The sequence below is a fragment of the Arthrobacter sp. DMZ02-1R genome (assembly GCF_057747935.1).
This window is the reverse complement of record NZ_CM173230.1, coordinates 1,772,729-1,791,793: the sequence shown is the minus strand read 5'-3', so window position 1 is coordinate 1,791,793 and position 19,065 is coordinate 1,772,729. Positions and strand designations below refer to the sequence as shown.

18 protein-coding genes are annotated in these 19,065 nt (G+C 62.5%); 7 read left to right on the top strand and 11 right to left on the bottom strand.

All coding sequences use genetic code 11. From position 1 onward, the window contains the following. Positions 1-330 precede the first annotated feature (330 nt). Genes AC3ANQ_RS08815 through AC3ANQ_RS08805 form a run of 3 tightly spaced genes read right to left on the bottom strand, consistent with a single transcriptional unit; the run spans position 331 to position 2,852 of the window. Positions 331-759 carry an HIT family protein gene (locus AC3ANQ_RS08815; protein ID WP_268021212.1) on the bottom strand — a complete coding sequence of 143 codons (429 nt, stop codon included), beginning with the start codon at positions 757-759 and terminating at the stop codon, positions 331-333. Further along, positions 756-1,946 carry an NAD(P)-dependent alcohol dehydrogenase gene (locus AC3ANQ_RS08810; protein WP_488304742.1) on the bottom strand — a complete coding sequence of 397 codons (1,191 nt, stop codon included), beginning with the start codon at positions 1,944-1,946 and terminating at the stop codon, positions 756-758. The genes AC3ANQ_RS08815 and AC3ANQ_RS08810 overlap by 4 nt, the downstream gene beginning before the upstream one ends. Before the next feature lie 9 nt (positions 1,947-1,955). Continuing rightward, positions 1,956-2,852 carry a sulfurtransferase gene (locus AC3ANQ_RS08805; protein WP_488304741.1) on the bottom strand — a complete coding sequence of 299 codons (897 nt, stop codon included), beginning with the start codon at positions 2,850-2,852 and terminating at the stop codon, positions 1,956-1,958. Positions 2,853-2,956: 104 nt separating this feature from the next. Between AC3ANQ_RS08805 and cds1 the strand changes: the two genes are divergently transcribed. Beyond that, positions 2,957-4,045: an L-cysteine desulfhydrase Cds1 gene (gene cds1, locus AC3ANQ_RS08800; RefSeq protein WP_488304740.1), complete on the top strand. Its 1,089-nt coding sequence runs from the start codon at positions 2,957-2,959 to the stop codon at positions 4,043-4,045. A 22-nt stretch (positions 4,046-4,067) separates the two neighbouring features. Here cds1 and AC3ANQ_RS08795 read toward each other — a convergent pair whose 3' ends face one another. Then, positions 4,068-4,724 carry an MBL fold metallo-hydrolase gene (locus AC3ANQ_RS08795; protein WP_488304739.1) on the bottom strand — a complete coding sequence of 219 codons (657 nt, stop codon included), beginning with the start codon at positions 4,722-4,724 and terminating at the stop codon, positions 4,068-4,070. A gap of 123 nt (positions 4,725-4,847) precedes the next feature. Here AC3ANQ_RS08795 and AC3ANQ_RS08790 point away from each other — a divergent pair, with 123 nt between their 5' ends. Beyond that, positions 4,848-5,330, top strand: a complete 483-nt coding sequence (locus tag AC3ANQ_RS08790) for a Fur family transcriptional regulator (RefSeq protein ID WP_268021207.1) — start codon at positions 4,848-4,850, stop codon at positions 5,328-5,330. On the opposite strand, the gene AC3ANQ_RS08785 is transcribed toward AC3ANQ_RS08790, so the two are convergent. From AC3ANQ_RS08785 to AC3ANQ_RS08765, 5 genes are all read right to left on the bottom strand, one after another. After that, positions 5,327-6,247, bottom strand: a complete 921-nt coding sequence (locus AC3ANQ_RS08785; protein WP_488304738.1) for a metal ABC transporter permease — start codon at positions 6,245-6,247, stop codon at positions 5,327-5,329. The two genes, AC3ANQ_RS08790 and AC3ANQ_RS08785, sit on opposite strands and share 4 nt — an antisense overlap. Next, on the bottom strand, positions 6,248-7,063 hold the full coding sequence (locus tag AC3ANQ_RS08780) for a metal ABC transporter ATP-binding protein (protein ID WP_488304737.1): 816 nt from the start codon (positions 7,061-7,063) through the stop codon (positions 6,248-6,250). Positions 7,064-7,237: 174 nt separating this feature from the next. Further along, the gene (locus AC3ANQ_RS08775) at positions 7,238-8,179 is read right to left on the bottom strand and encodes a metal ABC transporter solute-binding protein, Zn/Mn family (protein WP_488304736.1); all 942 of its coding nucleotides are present in this window, start codon (positions 8,177-8,179) and stop codon (positions 7,238-7,240) included. A 131-nt stretch (positions 8,180-8,310) separates the two neighbouring features. Further along, entirely contained in the window at positions 8,311-9,381 is a 1,071-nt protein-coding gene (locus AC3ANQ_RS08770) for a hemolysin family protein (RefSeq protein ID WP_488304735.1), read from the bottom strand. After that, a complete protein-coding gene (locus AC3ANQ_RS08765) occupies positions 9,378-10,844 on the bottom strand; it encodes a hemolysin family protein (RefSeq protein ID WP_488304734.1) in 1,467 nt (488 codons plus the stop codon). The genes AC3ANQ_RS08770 and AC3ANQ_RS08765 overlap by 4 nt, the downstream gene beginning before the upstream one ends. A gap of 533 nt (positions 10,845-11,377) precedes the next feature. Between AC3ANQ_RS08765 and AC3ANQ_RS08760 the strand changes: the two genes are divergently transcribed. The 5 genes from AC3ANQ_RS08760 (at position 11,378) to AC3ANQ_RS08740 (ending at position 17,704) form a co-directional block, all read left to right on the top strand. Further along, positions 11,378-15,199: a multifunctional oxoglutarate decarboxylase/oxoglutarate dehydrogenase thiamine pyrophosphate-binding subunit/dihydrolipoyllysine-residue succinyltransferase subunit gene (locus tag AC3ANQ_RS08760; RefSeq protein ID WP_488304733.1), complete on the top strand. Its 3,822-nt coding sequence runs from the start codon at positions 11,378-11,380 to the stop codon at positions 15,197-15,199. Between the two features lie 135 nt (positions 15,200-15,334). Then, entirely contained in the window at positions 15,335-15,934 is a 600-nt protein-coding gene (locus AC3ANQ_RS08755; protein ID WP_265977191.1) for a GDSL-type esterase/lipase family protein, read from the top strand. 104 nt (positions 15,935-16,038) lie between these two features. Beyond that, positions 16,039-16,887 (top strand): DUF4097 family beta strand repeat-containing protein, encoded by an 849-nt coding sequence (locus tag AC3ANQ_RS08750; protein WP_488304732.1) that lies wholly within the window; start codon positions 16,039-16,041, stop codon positions 16,885-16,887. Beyond that, on the top strand, positions 16,887-17,501 hold the full coding sequence (locus tag AC3ANQ_RS08745; RefSeq protein WP_488304731.1) for a PadR family transcriptional regulator: 615 nt from the start codon (positions 16,887-16,889) through the stop codon (positions 17,499-17,501). Before AC3ANQ_RS08750 ends, AC3ANQ_RS08745 begins: the two co-directional genes overlap by 1 nt. Positions 17,502-17,629: 128 nt before the next feature. Next, entirely contained in the window at positions 17,630-17,704 is a 75-nt protein-coding gene (locus AC3ANQ_RS08740; protein ID WP_369299106.1) for a 50S ribosomal protein bL37, read from the top strand. A 79-nt stretch (positions 17,705-17,783) separates the two neighbouring features. Here AC3ANQ_RS08740 and rsrA read toward each other — a convergent pair whose 3' ends face one another. Then, positions 17,784-18,041 (bottom strand): mycothiol system anti-sigma-R factor, encoded by a 258-nt coding sequence (rsrA, locus tag AC3ANQ_RS08735; RefSeq protein WP_265977188.1) that lies wholly within the window; start codon positions 18,039-18,041, stop codon positions 17,784-17,786. Further along, entirely contained in the window at positions 18,038-18,877 is an 840-nt protein-coding gene (locus tag AC3ANQ_RS08730; protein WP_488304730.1) for a sigma-70 family RNA polymerase sigma factor, read from the bottom strand. The genes rsrA and AC3ANQ_RS08730 overlap by 4 nt, the downstream gene beginning before the upstream one ends. Positions 18,878-19,065 lie beyond the last annotated feature (188 nt).

The following is a 19,065-nucleotide window of genomic DNA, read 5'->3' as shown; positions in this document are numbered from 1 at the left end:
TACTAGCCCCACCTCCCTCAGCCCGTCCCGCAATGCGCCGGGAGGGTACCGATCCTCGCTCACTTATCGCGGCCATTCTTTCAACCCTCCTGCACTTATAAGGGTCAAAACCGAAACCCTCCTGCAGTTCACAAAACTGCTCCCCGGAAATCGGGACTGAATTTCTTAGTCCAACTTCCGGGGAGCAATTCAACTCTTGTGCAGGAGGGTTTCGGGTTTCTCCACCAAAGGTGAGCGAGCGTCGTCCAAAAACGGCCTATATCTGCAGGAGGATCGGGAAAGGGCGCCAACGGTGAGCGAGCATCTGGGAGAGTTCCGCGGCATCCTGCCTCAGTCCGCCGGAACGAACTCTCCGTGCCCGGCGGCGCGGAGGCCGGCACGAAGCTTGACCCCGCTGGTGTCCATTGTTGCGGGATCCGGGTGGCGGTCAACGTTGTGGACCTCGAAATCGGCCATGGAGTAGGCCGGCCACACGTGGACGTGCAGGTGCTCGATCTCGAAGCCCTCCACGAGAACGCCGATGCGTTTGGCCGCGAACACATCCTCCTGCACTTTGCCGATCTTCTGGGCGACATCCATGACCTTGCCCAACAATTCCGGAGAAGCGTCAGTCCAGGAATCAACCTCGTCTCGAGGGACCACCAAGGTGTGGCCCTGGGTGATGGGGGCGATGGTCAGGAAGGCCACCACGTCGTCGTCCTTCCAAACAAAACGTCCGGGAATCTCGCCGTTGATGATCTTGGTAAACAGGGTGCTCATACGTCTGCCTTTTCCGAAGGGGGCTGAAGGGTCTTGGTATCGAGGACGAAACGGTATTTTACGTCGCCGGCAACCATACGATCGAAGGCTTCATTGAGTTGCCGGGCGGTGACGACTTCGACGTCGCTGACCAGGCCGTGCTCGGCACAGAAATCCAGCATTTCCTGGGTCTCGGCAATCCCGCCGATCAACGAGCCCGCGTAGGAGAGCCGGCGTCGGATCAGCGCCCCGGGACTGACCGGAGGCATGTCGGTGGAAGGCAGTCCCAATTGGAAGAGGGCGCCGTTCAGCCGCAGGGTGCGGAAGTACGGGTTCAGATCATGGGGCGCCGCAACGGTGTCTATAATCACGTCGATGGTGCGGTTGGCGCCCTCCATTGCTTCGGGGTCCTTCGAGAGGATCACGTCGTCCGCACCAAGCTCGATTGCCGCCTCCATCTTGGCATCCGACGTGGTGAAGACCACCACCTGCGCACCCATGGCCTTGGCGATCTTGACGGCCATGTGGCCCAGTCCGCCGAGTCCGACGACACCCACCACGTCCCCTTCCTCGACGTCAAAGTAACGCAGCGGCGAGTAGGTGGTGATGCCCGCGCACAGCAATGGCGCCACCGCGGCCGGGTCAAGGCCCTCGGGCACGCGCAGCACGAAGCGGCGGTCAACCACCACCGAGGTGGAGTAACCGCCCTGGGTGATGGAGTCGCCGTTCCGGGCGTCCTTCACCCCGTAGGTCCCCACGTTTCCGCGTTCGCAATACTGTTCCAGGCCTTCGAGGCAGCTGTCGCACTCCCGGCAGGAGTCCACCAAGCAGCCGACGCCCACCAGGTCACCGGGCGCGAAGTCGTCGACGGCGGAGCCCACGCTGCGGACCCGGCCCACGATTTCGTGGCCTGGAACCAGCGGATAGTTTTGGGCCCCCCATTCGCCCCGTGTCGCGTGGACATCAGAGTGGCACAGGCCGCAGAAATCGATCTCGATCTCGACGTCGTCTTCCTTGGGTGCGCGACGGGCCACAGTCAGGGGGACAAGACCGCTCACCGCAGAAGTCGCGCCGTAGGCGGCCGCGAGAGTTGGCGAGCCCTGCGCGGCCACGGGGGTTGATGGGGTGGCGGGCGCGGCGTCCGCTGTCTCGTCACTCACGACGAGCGGTTTGCCAAGGGGCGGGGGAACGGGGCGTCCGGGAGTCATGCTTCGACGCTACCCCCGCGAACTGAATTCTTGCCACTCACTGCCGCTAGGCCCTCCGATATCATTGCCCAGGGGCTCGGCACCGGTCACCACCCGGTTGGAGTCAAGCGAGGACCACTGCGAAAAGGAGCCCGGGAACAGCGCGGCCTTGAATCCGGCAATTTCAAGGGCTGCGATTTCATGGGCTGCCGTCACACCTGAACCGCAATACACGGCCACTTTGCTGCCATCGTCGATGCCCAGGGCAGCAAATCTATCGCGGAGCTCGGCTGCACGGAGAAAAGTGCCGTCCGGGCCGAGGTTTCCGGCGGTGGGGGCACTCAACGCGCCGGGGATGTGTCCGGCGCGGGGATCAATGGGTTCGATTTCACCGCGGTAGCGTTCTCCCGCGCGGGCGTCGAGAAGGATTCCGCGATTGTGCCAGTCTGCCGCTTCCTCCATGCTGATCGCTTCCATGTGGCCGTGTCCAAGAACGACGTCGCCGGGAACCGGTGGCTGCTCATCCTGGGCCAACGGGTAGCCGGCTGCGCGCCAGGCGGCCAATCCGCCGTCGAGCAGGAACACGGAATGGAAACCGGCGTCCCGGAGCAGCCACCATAACCGCGCGGCCGCGGTGCTGCCGCTGTCGTCGTACGCAACCACGGTGTCGCCGTCGTTGATGCCCCAAGCACGGGCGCTTTGCTGCAGCGCGGCGGTGCGCGGCAACGGGTGCCTACCCTGGCCCTCGGCGGAGGGATCCGCGAGCTCATTGTGCAAGTCCACGTAGACTGCGCCGGGGATGTGGGCCTGGCGGAAATGCGAATGGCCGTGCGGATCGCCCAGCACCCAGCGGACATCAAGCAATACGGTCCGCTTGCCCGCGTCCATGCGTTCCTTGAGCGCGGCTACGTCAATGAGGGTGGCCATCAAATCTCCTTCGTTTTGCAGCGACTACCTATCAGCTGCCATGCAGCTGCCAACCGGTCACCAGCCTATCCTTGCGCGGCAGGCACCGCCGGTAGGCTGGATCGGTGAGCACTCTACGCAACCAGGACCGGGCATGGGCCAGCGAGGCAATCCGCCGCATCGAGGCCGAGAACAACCGCTCGGCGGACACGCACCTCTACGCGGTGCCGCTCCCCGAACACTGGGGCGTCGAGCTCTACCTCAAGGACGAGTCCACGCACCGTTCCGGCAGCCTCAAGCATCGTTTAGCCCGGTCGCTCTTCCTCTACGGCCTGGTCAACGGCTGGATCACCGAAGGGACCACCATCGTCGAGGCTTCGAGCGGCAGCACAGCGGTATCGGAGGCATACTTCGCCAGGCTGATCGGTCTTCCCTTCATCGCCGTGATGACCCGGACCACCAGCCCGGAAAAGATCGCGCTCATCGAAGAGTTCGGTGGCGCCTGCCTGCTGGTGGACCATGCTTCCGAGGTCTATGCGGTAGCCGAGGACGTTGCCCGAACGTCTGGCGGTTACTACATGGACCAATTCACCTTCGCCGAGCGCGCCACGGACTGGCGGGGGAACAACAACATCGCCGAGTCGATCTTTGAGCAACTCGCCCTCGAAGAGCACCCCGTACCCGAGTGGATCGTGGTGGGCGCGGGTACCGGGGGAACCAGTGCCACCATCGGCCGGTACTTGCGGTACCACTGCCACTCCACCCGGCTGGCCGTTGTCGATCCGGAGAACTCAGCGTTCTATCCGGGTTGGCGCGACGGCGTCCCAGACTATTCCACGGGGATGCCGTCCCGCATCGAAGGCATTGGGCGGCCCCGGATGGAGCCCAGCTTCGTCCCGGCCGTCATCGACACGATGATCCAGGTTCCCGACGCCGCTTCTGTGGCGGCCATGCGCCAACTGCAGCGGCTTGCAGGGCTTCATGCCGGGCCATCCACAGGAACCAACCTTTGGGGCGTCTGCCAATTGATTGCCGACATGGTTGCCCAGGGAAAGCGCGGCAGCATTGTGTCCCTCATGTGCGACGCCGGCGATCGCTACGCGGGAAGCTATTACAACCCGGCCTGGATCGCCGAGCGCGGCCTGGATCCCGAGCCGTACGAGGCCGTCCTGGTCGACTTCTTCGAGACGGGCACGTGGCCAAGCAATATGTAGACGGGACGGCCAGCGGACCGGGCTAGACCTCCACCGACTCCCGCGGGGACAGCCTGGCGTAGCTGGTGCCATACTTCGCGCCGATCCGGGTCACGTGCGCTTCAACCAGCCCGCGCCCCAGTTCGTTGAGCAGGCCGTCGTGGACCGGGTATGCCTTGGGTGCCCGGACGGAGATCACGAAGTCCACCACTTCGCCCACCTTTGACCACGGTGCGTGAATCGGCACCAGGAGCGTCTTGACGTCAATGCCATCAGGGACAACGAACGAATCCCCGGGGTGGAAGACATTTTCGTCCACAAGGTAGCCGATGTTGGCCACTACGGGAATCTGCGGGTGGATGAGGGCATGTTGGCCTCCGAAGGAGCGTACCGCGAAGCCACCGGCTTCGAAGGAGGAGCCGGGTTCGACGGCGTGCACCCGGCCGCCGTCGTCGCCCGCTTTGGCAGCGAGCTGGGAGGCGACACCTGCAGGTGCATGCACCTGCAATCCGGGGTTTCCTTTGAGCGCCTCGACCACGGCGTCGGCGTCCACATGGTCAGCGTGCTCGTGGGTGATCAGCACCGCGTGGGCCCCGGCAAGGGCTTCCTCGGACTCGGAGTAGGTGCCCGGGTCAATCACGAGGACCTGGCTGTCCTTTTGCAGGCGGACACAAGCATGGGTGAACTTGGTGAGCTTCATGCTGCCAGCCTAGGGGCGGGCCTCCGGCGGTGTCCACGCGCCGGCGCCCAAGAACCGATGTCCACGGGTGGCCGGCTGGTAACCTTGGTGTTTGCGAACATCCACATCGAAATGAGTTCACGAATGTCACACGGCGCCAATGCCGCCACGTCCGGGCCCGCAGCCCAGCCGCTCCCGGCTGCGAAGGATCCCGCTGTCAAGGAGCAGCGCGTCACCAAACAGCGCCTGGCTGTCAGCGCCGCCCTGGACGAACTGGACGATTTCGTGAGCACCCAGGAACTGTACAGGTTGCTCCAGAACCAGGGCGTCTCCGTGTCCTTGGCCACGGCTTACCGCATTCTGCAGTCCCTGGCCGACGATGGTCTCATAGATGTTCTTCGCAATGCCGACGGTGAAGCCGTCTACCGCCGCTGCGCCGTAACGGGTCACCACCATCACTTGCTGTGCCGCAATTGCGGCAAGGCCGTCGAGGTGGAGGCACCGGCCGTCGAGACGTGGGCGGCCCGGGTGGCAGCCGAGAACGGCTACACCGAAGTGGCCCACACCGTGGAGATTTTCGGACTCTGCCCCGAGTGCACTGCCAAGAAGGCCGCCGGCCTGCTCTAGCCGGCCACCGCGCGGTCTTCCGCTGCTTGGTCCAGGACGGTTTGGTGCGGACGGACTATCCTTCCGTTGATCCCCCGTTTCGCGCGTACGTTGCCGATGATCCGGCACACCACGTAGATCAGGAACGACAATGTGGTGACGTACGGGCTGATGGGAATCCTGCTGCCGAGCGCGAGGAGGATTCCGCCCACCGTGGCAGTGATGGCAAAGAGCACGCTCAACAGGACCACAAGCCGCGGCGAAGTGGTCACCCGCAGGGCAGCTGCCGCGGGAGTGATCAGCAGGGCCAGTACCAGCAGTGCGCCGACTATCTGGATGGACAGTGCGACGCTGACGCCGAGCAACACCATGAAGGCAATCGCCAACCCGCGGACGGGCACTCCCCTGGCTTCCGCCATCTCGGGATCAACGCTTGCGAAACTCAGCGGCCGCCACATTGCGGCCAGCGCGATCATGACCACCACGCCCGTGCCTGCCAGAACCTGGAGCTGCACGGTGTCCACCGAGACGATCTGGCCGGTCAGGAGTCCGAACTTGTTGGCAGCCCGGCCCTGGTAAAGGGCCAGGAACAAGATGCCAAGGCCCAGTCCGAACGGCATGATGACACCGATGATCGAATTCTTGTCTCGCGCCCGGACGCCCATAAGTCCCAGCAGCAGTGCGGCCGCAACAGAACCCGCCAGCGAGCCAAGAATGATGTCCGTTCCGATGAGCAATGCGAATGAGGCCCCGGCGAAGGACAATTCCGAAATGCCGTGCACGGCGAAAGCAAGGTCCCGTTTCATGACAAAAGTGCCGACGAGCCCGCCGAGCAGGCCTAGGACGGCACCAGCCCAGATGGAATTCTGTACTAACGCCAGCAGTTCGCCGTAGTTTTCAAAGTTGAAGATGGTGTGCAGGATGCTGCCAAAGTCCATTTAGTGGCCTTCCTCCACGCCGGCGTGCGCGTCGTCATGGTAGTGGGTGGTGGCGTCCGGAAGCCCGACGACGACGATCCGGCCGTTCGCGCGGATCACCTCCACATGGCTGTTGTACAGCTCGGAGAGGACCTCTGTGGTCATGACCTCTTCAGGCGTTCCCACCCTGAACCTGCCGCCTGCGAGGTAGAGGACACGGTCTACGTAGTCGATGACCGGGTTGATCTCGTGGGTCACGAACACCACTGCGCTGTTCTGTTGGTGGCATTGTCGGTTAATGAGGGCGCTCACGGCCTGTTGGTGGTGCAAATCCAGGGAGAGCAGCGGTTCGTCACAGAGCAGGAGTTCAGGCTCAGTGGCCAACGCCTGCGCAACGCGGAGCCTCTGCTGCTCCCCTCCTGACAATTGGCCAACTGGAACGCGGGCGTAATCGCTTGCCCCCACCAGTTCCAAAAGGCTGTCGACGCGGTCATTGACAGCCTTGGCGTTAATCCGCAAACCCCAGCGGTGGCCGTCGACGCCGAGGGCAACCAAGTCCCGGGCGCGCAGTGGTGTGTCCGGGGCAAAGGACTTCTGCTGCGGGACATAGCCGATCCTTCGGCTGCCTCGTTCAACGGGGTGTCCGCCCACGGTCACCGTCCCTGAGTGCAGTTGCTGCAGGCCGAGGAGGACTTTGAGGAAACTGGTCTTGCCGCTGCCGTTGGGACCAAGCACAGCGAAGAACTCACCCGCCCTGATATCCACATCGAGGTCCTTCCAGAGGGCCCGCTGGCCAAACTGGAGACCCGCACCGCGAAGGCTCACTACCGGTGTCAAAAAGAAATCCTCGATCCCTGGGGTTCGCGAAGCTGTATTGCTGTTGCATGCGCCTGGAATGCACCCTGTGTTTTGGAAAGCGCCCTATGTTCGGAACACAAAACGCCCCGCAGCCGCCCTGTACATCTTAGGACGATTGCGGGGCCCGTCAGCTTCCTGTCTTGCCCATGCTGGCTACTTGTTCAGCGCAGCGGCGATGTTGCCCACGTTGTCCGTCATCCAGGCGATGTAGTCCTTGCCCTCCGGAAGTGTCTCGGTGAATCCGACAACCGGAACTCCGGCCGTGGTTGCCGCGGCCTTCAGCTTCTCCGTCTCGGCGCCCGCGGTCTGTTCGTTGTACGCCAGGAACCGCACCGACTTCGAAGCAATCAGATCGCTCGTTTCCTTGACTGCCGCTGGAGGAACGTCCGAGCCTGCCTCAATCGCGTGGCTGAATTCCTCAGGTGTCTTGTTCTCCAGGCCAGCAGCTTCGAGCAAGTAGCCGGGGACCGGCTCGGTGATGGCTACCGGAGCGGAGCCCTTGGACGCCTTGATTTCGGCCACTTTGGCGCTGAGCCCGCTCAGGGACGACTTGAACTTATCGGCATTGGCGGTGAACGTCTTGGCTTCCGCGGAGTTCAGGCTTCCGAGCTTCGCAGCAACGGCATCGGCCAGCCTGCCCATGGCGTCGAAGTTGTACCAGACATGCTCGTTGAACCCTTCCGGCACCTTGGAGGTTGCGCCGGCCGTTGCGGTGGGAAGGAGCCCGGACGCGTTGACGGCGGTGATTACCTCGTCAGCGGGGACTTTGCTGTCATTGCTCAGCTTGCTGAAGAAGTCGTCGTAGCCCGCACCGTTGTCGATCACCAGCCGGGCTTTCGAGATGGCCAACTTGTCCTGGGTGCTGGCTTCGTAGGAGTGCGGATCCTGGCTGGTCTTGGTGATGATGGAGGTCACCGCCACCTTGTCGCCACCGACGCTCTTGACGATGTCGCCATAAACACTGGTGGAGGCGACCACATCGATCACCCCGGAGGAGGACGACGGCGCAGTCGCGGCGGGTGCCGCGCATGCGGCAAGCAGGACGGCAAGGCCAGCGGAAGCGGCAAGGGAAAGACGGGCGGCGGTGCGACGCACGGGAAACCTCGGATCTACTCAAATGAGAATCAGGCACAATAGTTGGCTCAATGAGTGTATCCATAAATGGGAATGATTCCTATTTAGGATTTATGAGAGGTTTTTGCCGGCCCCGCAGGGCCGGCAAGAACCTATGTTGACGCAGGTCCGCCCAAGCGCCGGATCCCCGTGGCCTGGGTAGCATCCCGGATCTCGCCAACCAACTGTTCGATAACGTCTTCCAGGAACAGCACGCCCAGCGTCGCGCCGCCCGCCCCGACAACCCGGCCAAGGTGCGAGCCGGTCCGTTGCATCACGGACATGGCATCTTCAATCTCGTCCTCAGGGGCGAGGTTCACGAGGGACCGAATCCGGCTTTCCGCAATCGGATAGCGCCGTCCCTCTTCCGGAATGGAGAGCACATCCTTGATGTGCAGGTACCCGGTCAGCTCGCCGTCGTCGTCCAACACCGGGAAACGCGAGAAACCGGTGCGGCTGACGGCTTTCTCCAGTTGGCGCGGCGTGGATCCCGGCTTGAGCATCACGAGCTTGTCGAGCGGCACCATGATGTGCGCTGCGGTGTGCTCTGAAAACTCAAGTGCGCCGCTCAGAAGGCCAGCGTCGTCGTCCACCAGTCCGTGGCGAGTCGATTCCTGGACGATCGACTGCACCTCCTCAAGCGTGAAGGAGGAGGTCACCTCGTGCTTCGGCTCGATCTTCATCAAGCGCAGAATACGATTTGCCAGAAAGTTCAGCGTCCAGATAACCGGCTTCACGAAGCGGGCTATGTGGACCAAAGGAGGCGCCAACAGCAATGCTGCCTTGTCCGCCACCGAAACAGAGATGTTCTTGGGGACCATCTCGCCAAAGGTGACATGCAAGAACGTGACCGCCAGCAAGGCAACCGCAAAAGCGATAACATCGGCCAATTCGACGGGGACGCCCACGGATTCCAGTGGTGTTCCCAGCAAATGGTGGATGGCCGGCTCGGCTACGAGGAGAAGCAGCAACGAACAGACGGTAATGCCAAGCTGAGCACACGCAAGCATCAACGAGACGTGTTCCATCGCGTAGAGGGTGGTCTGCGCGCGTTTGGAACCGCGTTTGGCCAAAGGTTCAATCTGGCTGCGGCGCGCAGACATGACTGCAAACTCGGCGCCGACAAAGAACGCGTTGCCGATCAACAGCACTATGAGCCACAGGATTCCTGCCCAGTCGCTCATGCTGCACGTCCTTTGCGGGCGGTTTTGCCTGCGGGGCTGCCAATGGCATCGCCTGCCGAGCTGCCGGAGCTCTTACCTAGCCGCTTGCTGGCTTGCTTCCTGCTTTGCCATCCCGTCGCTTCACGTTCCGCAGTGGGTTTAACGTCAGTGCCTTCATGGTCAGGCTCGGGTGCTGTGGGATGGAAGCAAATGCGATCGATCCGGCGGCCGTCCATTCGAGTGACAGCTAGGGTGCCACCACCCGCCTCAACGACGTCGCCGACAATCGCGATTCGTCCCAGTTTGCTCATGATGTAGCCGCCTACGGTCTCGTACGCGGGGTCGTCCGGGACGGTCAGGCCAGGGATCTGTTCGCTGACCTCGTCCGGCCGCAATAGTCCTGGGAAGTACCAGTCCCCCGAGGCGCTTTGCAGCAAGCCAGGCCGGACTTTGTCGTGTTCATCTGCCACTTCGCCAACGATTTCCTCCACCAGGTCCTCGAGCGTTGCGATTCCTGCGGTTCCGCCGTACTCATCAAGCACGACGGCGAGTTGCAGGTTGCCCTCGCGGAGTTCCAAGAGCAAAGAGTCGAGGTGGATGGTTTCGGGCACGCTCAGGACCTCGGACATGATGGCGCCGGCCTCGACCCTCCTCCTGCGTTCAGACGGGACGGACACGGCTTTCTTGATGTGCACCACACCACGGATGTCATCGGCGGACTCTCCGATGACAGGAAAGCGGGAGTATCCGGTGCGCCGGGCGGCCTCGATGATGTCCGATACCGGCTGATCGGCGTCAATGGTTTCCATACGGATGCGCGGCGTCATGACATCCGCCGCGGTCCGGGCGGAAAAGTTCAGCGTGCGCGCAACGAAGTTGGCCGTCCCGGCGTCGAGGGTTCCCAGCTCCGCCGAACGGCGCACCAACGAGGCCAGTTCAGAAGGCGAGCGGGCGCCGGAGATCTCTTCCTTGGCCTCAAGCCCAACGAGGTTGAGCATCTTGTTGGAGAAGCCATTGAGCACCACGATTGCGGGCTTGAACACGGCTGTGAACATCAATTGCGGACGGGCCAACCCCCGGCCCAGCGGAAAAGCCAAGGCTAAGGCCATGTTCTTGGGGACGAGCTCGCCGATCAGCATCGACAACGCGGTGGCGAAGGTCATGGCAATGATGAGCGACACGGACTGCGCAGCAGCCTCGGGCAGCCCGGCCCAGAGCAACGGTCCGTGCAGCAGAGAGCCAACCGAAGGCTCCATGACGAAACCGGTCAGCAGGGTAGTGAGGGTGATCCCCAATTGGCAGCTTGACAGCTGGGTAGAAAGGGATTTCAAGCACTTCAGCAACGCCACGGCGGCGTGGTCGCCGTCGTCGATCGCCCTTTGGACGGTCGCCTGGTCGAGTGTCACGAGGGAGAATTCCACGGCGACAAAGAAGCCCGTGCCCAGAATCAGGAACACACCGGCGAGAAGGAAAAGCCACTCCATTAGAGGCCACCGCCGGCTTGTGCGGAAGGCAGGAGCAGGAGCCTGGGGAGACTAATGGCTGATTGACCCGGCGGGGGTTGGTCGGACGCAGCAGAAGAACGATCCGCTGCCCTGCCGGCCTGAAGCTCCGGGGTTCGATGGGCACGTGTACGGGTGTTGCCGGCTCGACGGGTGCGCTGCGCGGAGATTGCCAAACGGCTTCCCCCGCAGGTCCCAGGCCGGCACCTAGAATTACTGTCCATAAGAATCCCAGTCTACAGTCCGGCGGTGAAGCGAATTCACCGGCCGTGACAAGGTCTGCGCCTGATAATCCGCGGAAATGACACGCGAAAACAGGGCCCCGTCAGGGCGCTTCATCCAGCGCACATCGGGATTGGCATGATTTAGGTCACCACTATTGGCAGATAGCCGTCGCTCGTCACTAGACTGGCTAGGGTCTGAGTTCGCGGGACCCAGACCCTGGCTCGCCTTGCACCCCCTGCAGTTCCCCGGGCCAGCTGGAAATCAACACTCATGGAAGAGGCGTATTTCAAGTGCCAGAGCAGCCAAGCCACCGTCTACCCGAGGAATTTGGCGGAAACGAGTGGCTCGTTGACGAACTGTACGAGCGGTACCAGCAGGACAAGAATTCGGTCGACGCCAAGTGGTGGCCGCTTTTCGAATCCTTCGATACCGCTGACGGCACTTCTTCCAACGGAACATCCGCAGCCCCTGCGAACCCTCCCACTCGTGAAATTCCTATCGTGGCACAGGCCGCAGCAACGGCAATGACGCCGATCGCGCCCGCGGTTGTTCCGGCAGCCGCTCCTGCCACCGGCACGCCTGCCCCGGCCGCAACTCCTGCCGTTACAGCGCCGGCCAAGAAGGCTCCGGCCACTGTCGCCAAAGACGGCGCGCAGAAGCCGTCCGACGGCAGCCAGGCCCAGCCGATCCCGGCACAGCTTCCCAAGAGCACCAAGGCCCCCACTCCGCCGGAAGAGGACGTCGTATCCGTCCTCCGCGGTCCGGCCAAGGCCATCGCTTCCAACATGGTCATGAGCCTTGAAGTCCCTACTGCCACGAGCGTCAGGGCCGTTCCGGCGAAGCTGCTGATCGACAACCGCGTTGTCATCAATTCCAACCTTGCCCGAGCCCGCGGCGGCAAGGTGTCCTTCACGCACCTCATTGGCTACGCTGTGGTCCGCGCCCTCTCCCAGTTCCCGTCAATGAACGTGTACTATGACGAAATTGACGGCAAGCCCGTTGCCGTGCAGCCCGCGCACGTCAACTTCGGCATCGCCATTGACATGCCAAAGCCCGACGGTACCCGCCTCCTGATGGTCCCCAACATCAAGAAGGCCGAGACCATGAACTTCGCGGAGTTCTGGCACACCTATGAAGACTTGATCAAGCGCGCCCGCAACGGCAAGCTCACTGCGGACGACCACGCGGGCACCACGGTCTCCCTGACAAACCCAGGCGGCATCGGCACCGTGCATTCCGTGCCACGGCTCTCCAAGGGCCAAGCTGCCATCATCGGCGTCGGAGCCCTCGACTACCCGGCTGAATGGCAGGGCGCCAGCGAGAAGATCATCGCCCAGAACGCCATCAGCAAGATCCTCACGTTGACGTCCACGTACGACCACCGCGTCATCCAGGGCGCCGGCAGTGGTGAATTCCTCAAGCTCGTCCACCAGCTGCTCCTCGGTGCACAGAACTTCTACGACGAGATCTTCGAAGCCCTGCGCATTCCCTACGAGCCCGTCCGTTGGAGCCCCGACCTTCAGGTGGACCCGGCTGACGAGATCAACAAGGTTGCCCGCATCCAGCAGTTGATCCACTCCTACCGGGTCCGCGGCCACCTCATGGCAGACACGAACCCGCTTGAGTACGTCCAGCGCAAGCACCCTGACCTCGACGTCCTCACTTATGGGCTCACCCTGTGGGACTTGGACCGCGAATGGCCCACCGGCGGTTTCGGCGGCAAGCCGATGCTCAAGTTCCGCGACATCCTCGGCGTCCTTCGCGATGCCTACTGCCGCACCACGGGCATTGAATACATGCACATCCAGGAGCCTGAAGAGCGCAAGTGGTTCCAGGACCAGGTGGAGCACCCATACTCCAAGCCGAGCCGCGAAGAGCAACTTCGTATCGTTTCCAAGCTCAACGCAGCGGAGGCCTTCGAAACCTTCCTGCAGACCAAGTTCGTGGGCCAGAAGCGATTCTCCCTCGAAGGCGGAGAATCCCTGATTCCGCTGTTGGACACCATCATTTCCGACGCTGCCGACGACGGCCTCGACGAAGTTGCGATCGGCATGGCCCACCGTGGCCGCCTCAACGTGCTGACCAACATCGCAGGCAAGACCTACGCCCAGGTGTTCCGTGAATTCGAAGGCACCCAGGACCCCCGTTCGGTACAAGGCTCAGGCGACGTCAAGTACCACCTCGGCACCGAGGGCACGTTCACCTCGGACAACGGCAATGAGACCAAGGTCTATCTCGCCGCCAATCCGTCCCACCTTGAAGCGGTTGACTCCGTGCTTGAAGGCATTGTCCGGGCCAAGCAGGACCGGCTGGACCAGGGCGAGGCATTCCCAGTGCTGCCGATCATGGTTCACGGCGATGCCGCGTTTGCCGGCCAGGGCGTCGTGGCGGAAACGCTCAACCTGTCCCAGTTGCGTGGTTACCGTACCGGTGGAACCATCCACATCATCGTCAACAACCAGGTCGGCTTCACCACGGCGCCTTCGTCGTCGCGTTCCTCGACGTACTCCACCGACGTGGCCAAGATGATCCAAGCCCCGGTCTTCCACGTGAACGGTGACGACCCCGAAGCTGTGGTGCGCATCGCGCAGTTGGCTTACCAATTCCGCCAGCGCTTCCACAAGGACGTCATTGTCGACATGGTGTGCTACCGCCGCCGTGGACACAACGAGGGCGACGACCCCTCGATGACGCAGCCCCTCATGTACAACTTGATCGAAGCCAAGCGCTCCGTCCGCAAGCTCTACACCGAGTCGCTCATTGGCCGTGACGACATCACCGAGGACGAAGCCGAGCAGTTGCTGCGCGACTACCAGGAACGCTTGGAACGCGTCTTCGCTGAGACCCACGCTGCACAGACTTCGCCGATCCCGATCATCACGGCTGATTCCGCCGCGGTCTCCGACATCGAGCGTCCCATCGCCCAGCAGGCGGACTCCGGGACCAACGCGCCGGCCACCACCGCTATTTCAGCCGAGATGCTCCAACGGATCGGTCAGGCGCACCTGGACGTTCCTGAGGACTTCACGGTCCACTCCAAGCTCAAGCAGCTCCTGGAGAAGCGCGAGCAGATGTCCCGCGAAGGCGGCATCGACTGGGGCTTCGGTGAGATCGCAGCCTTTGGTTCGCTTGTCATGGAGGGCGTTCCCGTCCGACTGGCCGGCCAGGACTCCCGCCGTGGCACGTTCGTGCAACGCCACGCCGTCTTCCACGACCGGGCCAACGGCAGCGAATGGATGCCGCTGGGCAACCTGAGCGACAAGCAGGCCAAGCTGTGGATCTACGACTCCTTGTTGTCCGAATACGCCGCCATGGGATTCGAATACGGCTATTCCGTGGAACGCCCGGATGCCTTGGTCTTGTGGGAAGCCCAGTTCGGTGACTTCGTCAACGGTGCGCAGACCATCATCGACGAATTCATCTCCTCCGCCGAGCAGAAGTGGGGCCAGCGTTCCTCGCTCGTGCTCATGCTGCCGCACGGCTACGAAGGCCAGGGACCGGACCACTCGTCCGCCCGTATCGAACGCTTCCTGCAGCTGTGCGCCGAGGACAACATGATCGTGGCCAACCCCACGACGGCTGCTTCGCACTTCCACTTGCTGCGCCGGCAGGCCTACAGCCGTCCACGCAAGCCGCTCATCGTCTTCACCCCCAAGCAGCTTTTGCGCCTCAAGGGGGCGGCTTCTGCGGTAGAGGACTTCACCACAGGCGGCTTCAAGCCGGTCATCGGCGAGCACGAGCCCCTGCAGGCTCAGAGCGTGGACCGCGTGATCCTGGTTTCCGGCCGTCTCTACTACGATCTCCTGTCGAACCGCCAAAAGATCAGCGACACCTCGACGGCAATCATCCGCCTGGAGCAGCTGTACCCGTTGCCCCAGGCCCTGATCGAAGCGGAACTGGCCAAATACCCGAACGCCGACATCGTCTGGGCGCAGGACGAACCCGCCAACCAGGGTCCCTGGCCGTTCATCGGCTTGAATCTGCCGCAAGCACTGGACCGCAAGGTCCGCCTCGTTTCGCGTCCGGCGTCGGCCTCCACGGCAGCCGGTTCCATGAAGCGCCACAGCGCCGAGCAGGCTACCTTGCTCAAGCAGGCGTTCGAACGCAAGTAAGACGGCGACTGCCCGGCTGGAGGTTCAATACCCGCTTCCAGCCGGGCAGTTCTGTTTAATGGAACAAGTGTCCGGTGATCCTGCCGCCCGGCCGGGCACAATGCAAGGACCGCAACGTTTGGTGAAGAGGTAACTGTGGAAGACAGGAAGCTGCGCATAGCAGCTGTTGGTGATGAACTACTCGCCGGGCTCGGTGACCCCAGGGCCTTGGGCTGGCTCGGAAGGGTTCTTGCACGAACTCCCCAGGACGGCGTTCTTGTGGAGAGTTACTCGCTTCCCTGCCCCATGGAGGGCACAGAGGGCCTTGCGGGCCGCTGGCTCGACGAGGCCGGGCGACGCTTCAGCAACGTCCATGAGAACCGCCTCGTGATCGGCCTGTCCAGCCGTGACATCGAATTCGGCGTCTCCACAGCGCGTAGCCGCCTCAACCTGGCCAATATCCTGGACGGGGCATCCCAAAGCAACATCGAAGTGTTCGTCGTCGGTCCGCCACCTACGCTGGACCCGGCCAAGAACCGCCGGATCGCGGAACTCAACGCCGCATTTGCAGACGTCACTACCCGCCGCAACCACCAGTACGTGGACACGTTCTCGCCGTTGCTCAGCCACGAACAATGGCGTACTGACCTCGCAGCCAACGGTGGCACCCCGGGCCAAGCGGGCTACGGCCTCATGGCCTGGCTCGTGTTGCACCGCGGCTGGTTCCAATGGCTGAGGATCGCCCAGCCGGAATAACCGCAGCACGGGGCGCCCCCTCCAACGATGGACCCATTGCCCAATTGCAATTTGCGATATATCGTAAGTTTCATACGCGATATATCGCATCCTTTGGAGGGGTCATGTCAGAAGAAAACTGGACCGTTACTGGCCCGCAGACCATCGACGTCGACGGCGTCCGCTCACTTAAGCTGGGGATCGTCAAAGGCCGCTTCGACGTGGTCACGCACGATGAACCGATCGCCAGGATCGAAGTCTCGGAAATCAACGGTGATCCACTGAGCGTCAGCCTCGTTGATGGCCGGCTCGAAGTCCGCCATCAGTTGCACGGCCCGCAGGGTTGGTTCCGCAACCTTATGGGGACGGTCAACAACACCAGTACGAACACCGTCGTCATCAGCATTGCATTGCCCGCCGGTGTTGACGTCGAAGCAGGAACCGTGGGCGGTGACGGCATGGTGTCGGGCGTCACTGGCCATATCCGCCTCAACACGGTTTCCGGGTCAGTCCTCGCAGACGGCACGCGCGGCGAGCTTCAAGTCAACACAGTCAGCGGCGAAGTCATCGCCCGGAACCACGACGGCATCATGACCGCCAAGAGCGTCTCAGGCGAGGTCACGGCTTCGGGCCGCTTCAAGAACATACGGGCCAACACTGTCAGCGGCGACCTCAGCTTCGATCTCCACGGCTACACCCAGGATCTCGGAGCCAATTCCGTATCGGGCGACCTCACGATCCGCCTGCCGCATGACGTCGGAGTGGACATCGTTGCCAAGACGGCCGGCGGCACCGTGATGATCGATGACCAGCTCTACGCCCAGGGAGGCGGCAGGGTCCAGACCATCGCTGGCCCCGACGAGCGCCTCATGGTGGTGCGCACCAATTCCGTGTCCGGAAAAACCTCTATCATCCATGGCAGCGCACCAACCCCCGGAACAGCACACTCAGTCCCCGGAGAAGAGGAAGTCTGATGCCGCCCGTCTTTGCCCATGGAGCCCTCCGGCTCTATCTGCTGGCACTCTTGGAATCAGGCCCCAAGCACGGCTATGAGCTCATCAAAGCCCTCGGCGAACGCTTCGGAGGGACCTATTCCCCCAGCGCCGGAACCATCTACCCGCGCCTTGGCAAACTCGAGGAAGAAGGACTGGTAGCCACCAGCAGTGATGGGCGCCGCACCAACTACTCCATCACCACTGCCGGACTGGCGGAGCTCAACAGCCGGCGGCAGGAACTGGCCGACGTCGAGGACAACATCTCTGCGTCCGTGCGGCGGTTGGCTGATAATCTCCGCGAGGATATCCGCAGCAACATGCGCGGCTTGCGGGCAGACCTGGCGGCAACCGCCGAAGCCGCACGCGCCAGTGCGAAGTCGCCGGAATTCCAGTCGTGGGCGGGAAGCTACTCGCCGGAGGGACACCGGATCCTCAAGGAGGCCGAGATGATGGTCCAGTCATTCCGTGATGACATCCGCGTGGAACTGCGACAGCATGCGGGGTCCAAGGCCCTGACTCCGATCGCCCTTGAAACCGTGCGCACCGTCCTGGACCAGGCAAGGATCTCCATCCGAAATTCCCTGCGGGGCTGAGTCCGGAATCCACTGAGGGGCTGGCACAGCGCCTCCCACCCTTGATCTTCCGGTTCGCGGGGCGGCCCCCGGATGTGGGAGACTGGAGGGCAGCTTTATTGAGTATCAAGAATCTAAGGAGGCCAGCTATGAGCAAGCGTGCACGTAAGCGTCGTGACCGCAAGCGCGGCGGCGCAAACCACGGCAAGCGTCCCAACACCTAAGCCAGCGGCTTAGCGTAAGACTTAATGCGGAGGGCCCCGGAAACCATCAGGTTTCCGGGGCCCTTGCCGTTCCAGGCGCTTAGACGTCCACCGACTTCATCGAGTGGATCCTGTCCAGGATCGAGTTCTTGAGGTTCTCAGGAGCCGCCTCAGTGCAGGAGCGCTTCACCACGGTGCGAATGACGCACTCAAGGTCGTACTGCTCGGTGCACTCCGGGCAGTCTTCCAGGTGCACTTTGATCTCTGCGATGTCTTCACGGGTCAACGCACCATCGAGGTACTCGTAGATACGCTGCATCCGAGCATCGTCGCAGTCGCCCAATCCTTGGCAGCTCATTTCCTTTTCTCCTGTTTTTTGCTTGCGGCCGCGCCCACGGCCAATGCCTTGTCTTCCGCGCCGGCGCTGATTCCCCGTTCCGCGGCGTAGTCCGCCAGCAGATCACGCAACATTTTCCTGCCGCGATGAAGCCGGGACATTACCGTCCCGATCGGGGTATTCATGATGTCTGATATTTCCTTGTATGCGAAGCCTTCGACGTCAGCGAAGTACACCGCGAGCCGGAATTCCTCCGGAATGGACTGCAAGGCGCTCTTCACGTCCGAGTCCGGCAAATGATCCAATGCCTCCGCTTCCGCGGAGCGCAGCCCCGTAGACGTGTGCGATTCCGCCCGCGCCAGCTGCCAGTCTTCGATGGTGTCCGAATTCGACTGCAGCGGTTCGCGCTGCCGCTTCCGGTAGAGGTTGATGTACGTGTTGGTCAAGATGCGGTACAGCCATGCCTTGAGGTTGGTACCTGGCTTGTACTGGTGGAAGGCCGAGAAAGCCTTTGTGTAGGCCTCCTGGACCAGATCCTCGGCGTCGGACGGATTTCTGGCCATGCGCATGGCAGCCGAATAGAGCTGGTCGACATACTGCATGGCGTCGCGTTCGAAGCGCGCCCTCCGTTGTTCAGGAGTCTCGGACGCAAAGTCCACCGCAATCTCGACGTCGGCCTCAACAGCTGCGTCGTCACCGGACGTTGCGTCCGCGACTTCCGTCGCTGCTTTGTACATGGCCGCTGCGGCCGGATCCATGGTGCTCATTGCATCCAAGTCTACTGTCACCCTCCGGGAGTCCACTGGCAGCTCCCGCCCAAGCGCCAAGTGTTCCTCGCGGTCCTTAACCAAGGCCAAAAAACCATCTCCGCTCAACGACGTTGACACAGGCGCAGCACAACACACACGCCTAAACCCGAGGTCCAGCCCATACCGCACCTTCTTCTCACAACGGCAGGCTCCGGGCAAATATTCCACAAAGATGCAAGACTAGATCCGACTGCACCCCGTGAAAACCGCACCACTCGAACGCAGCACCACCTGAC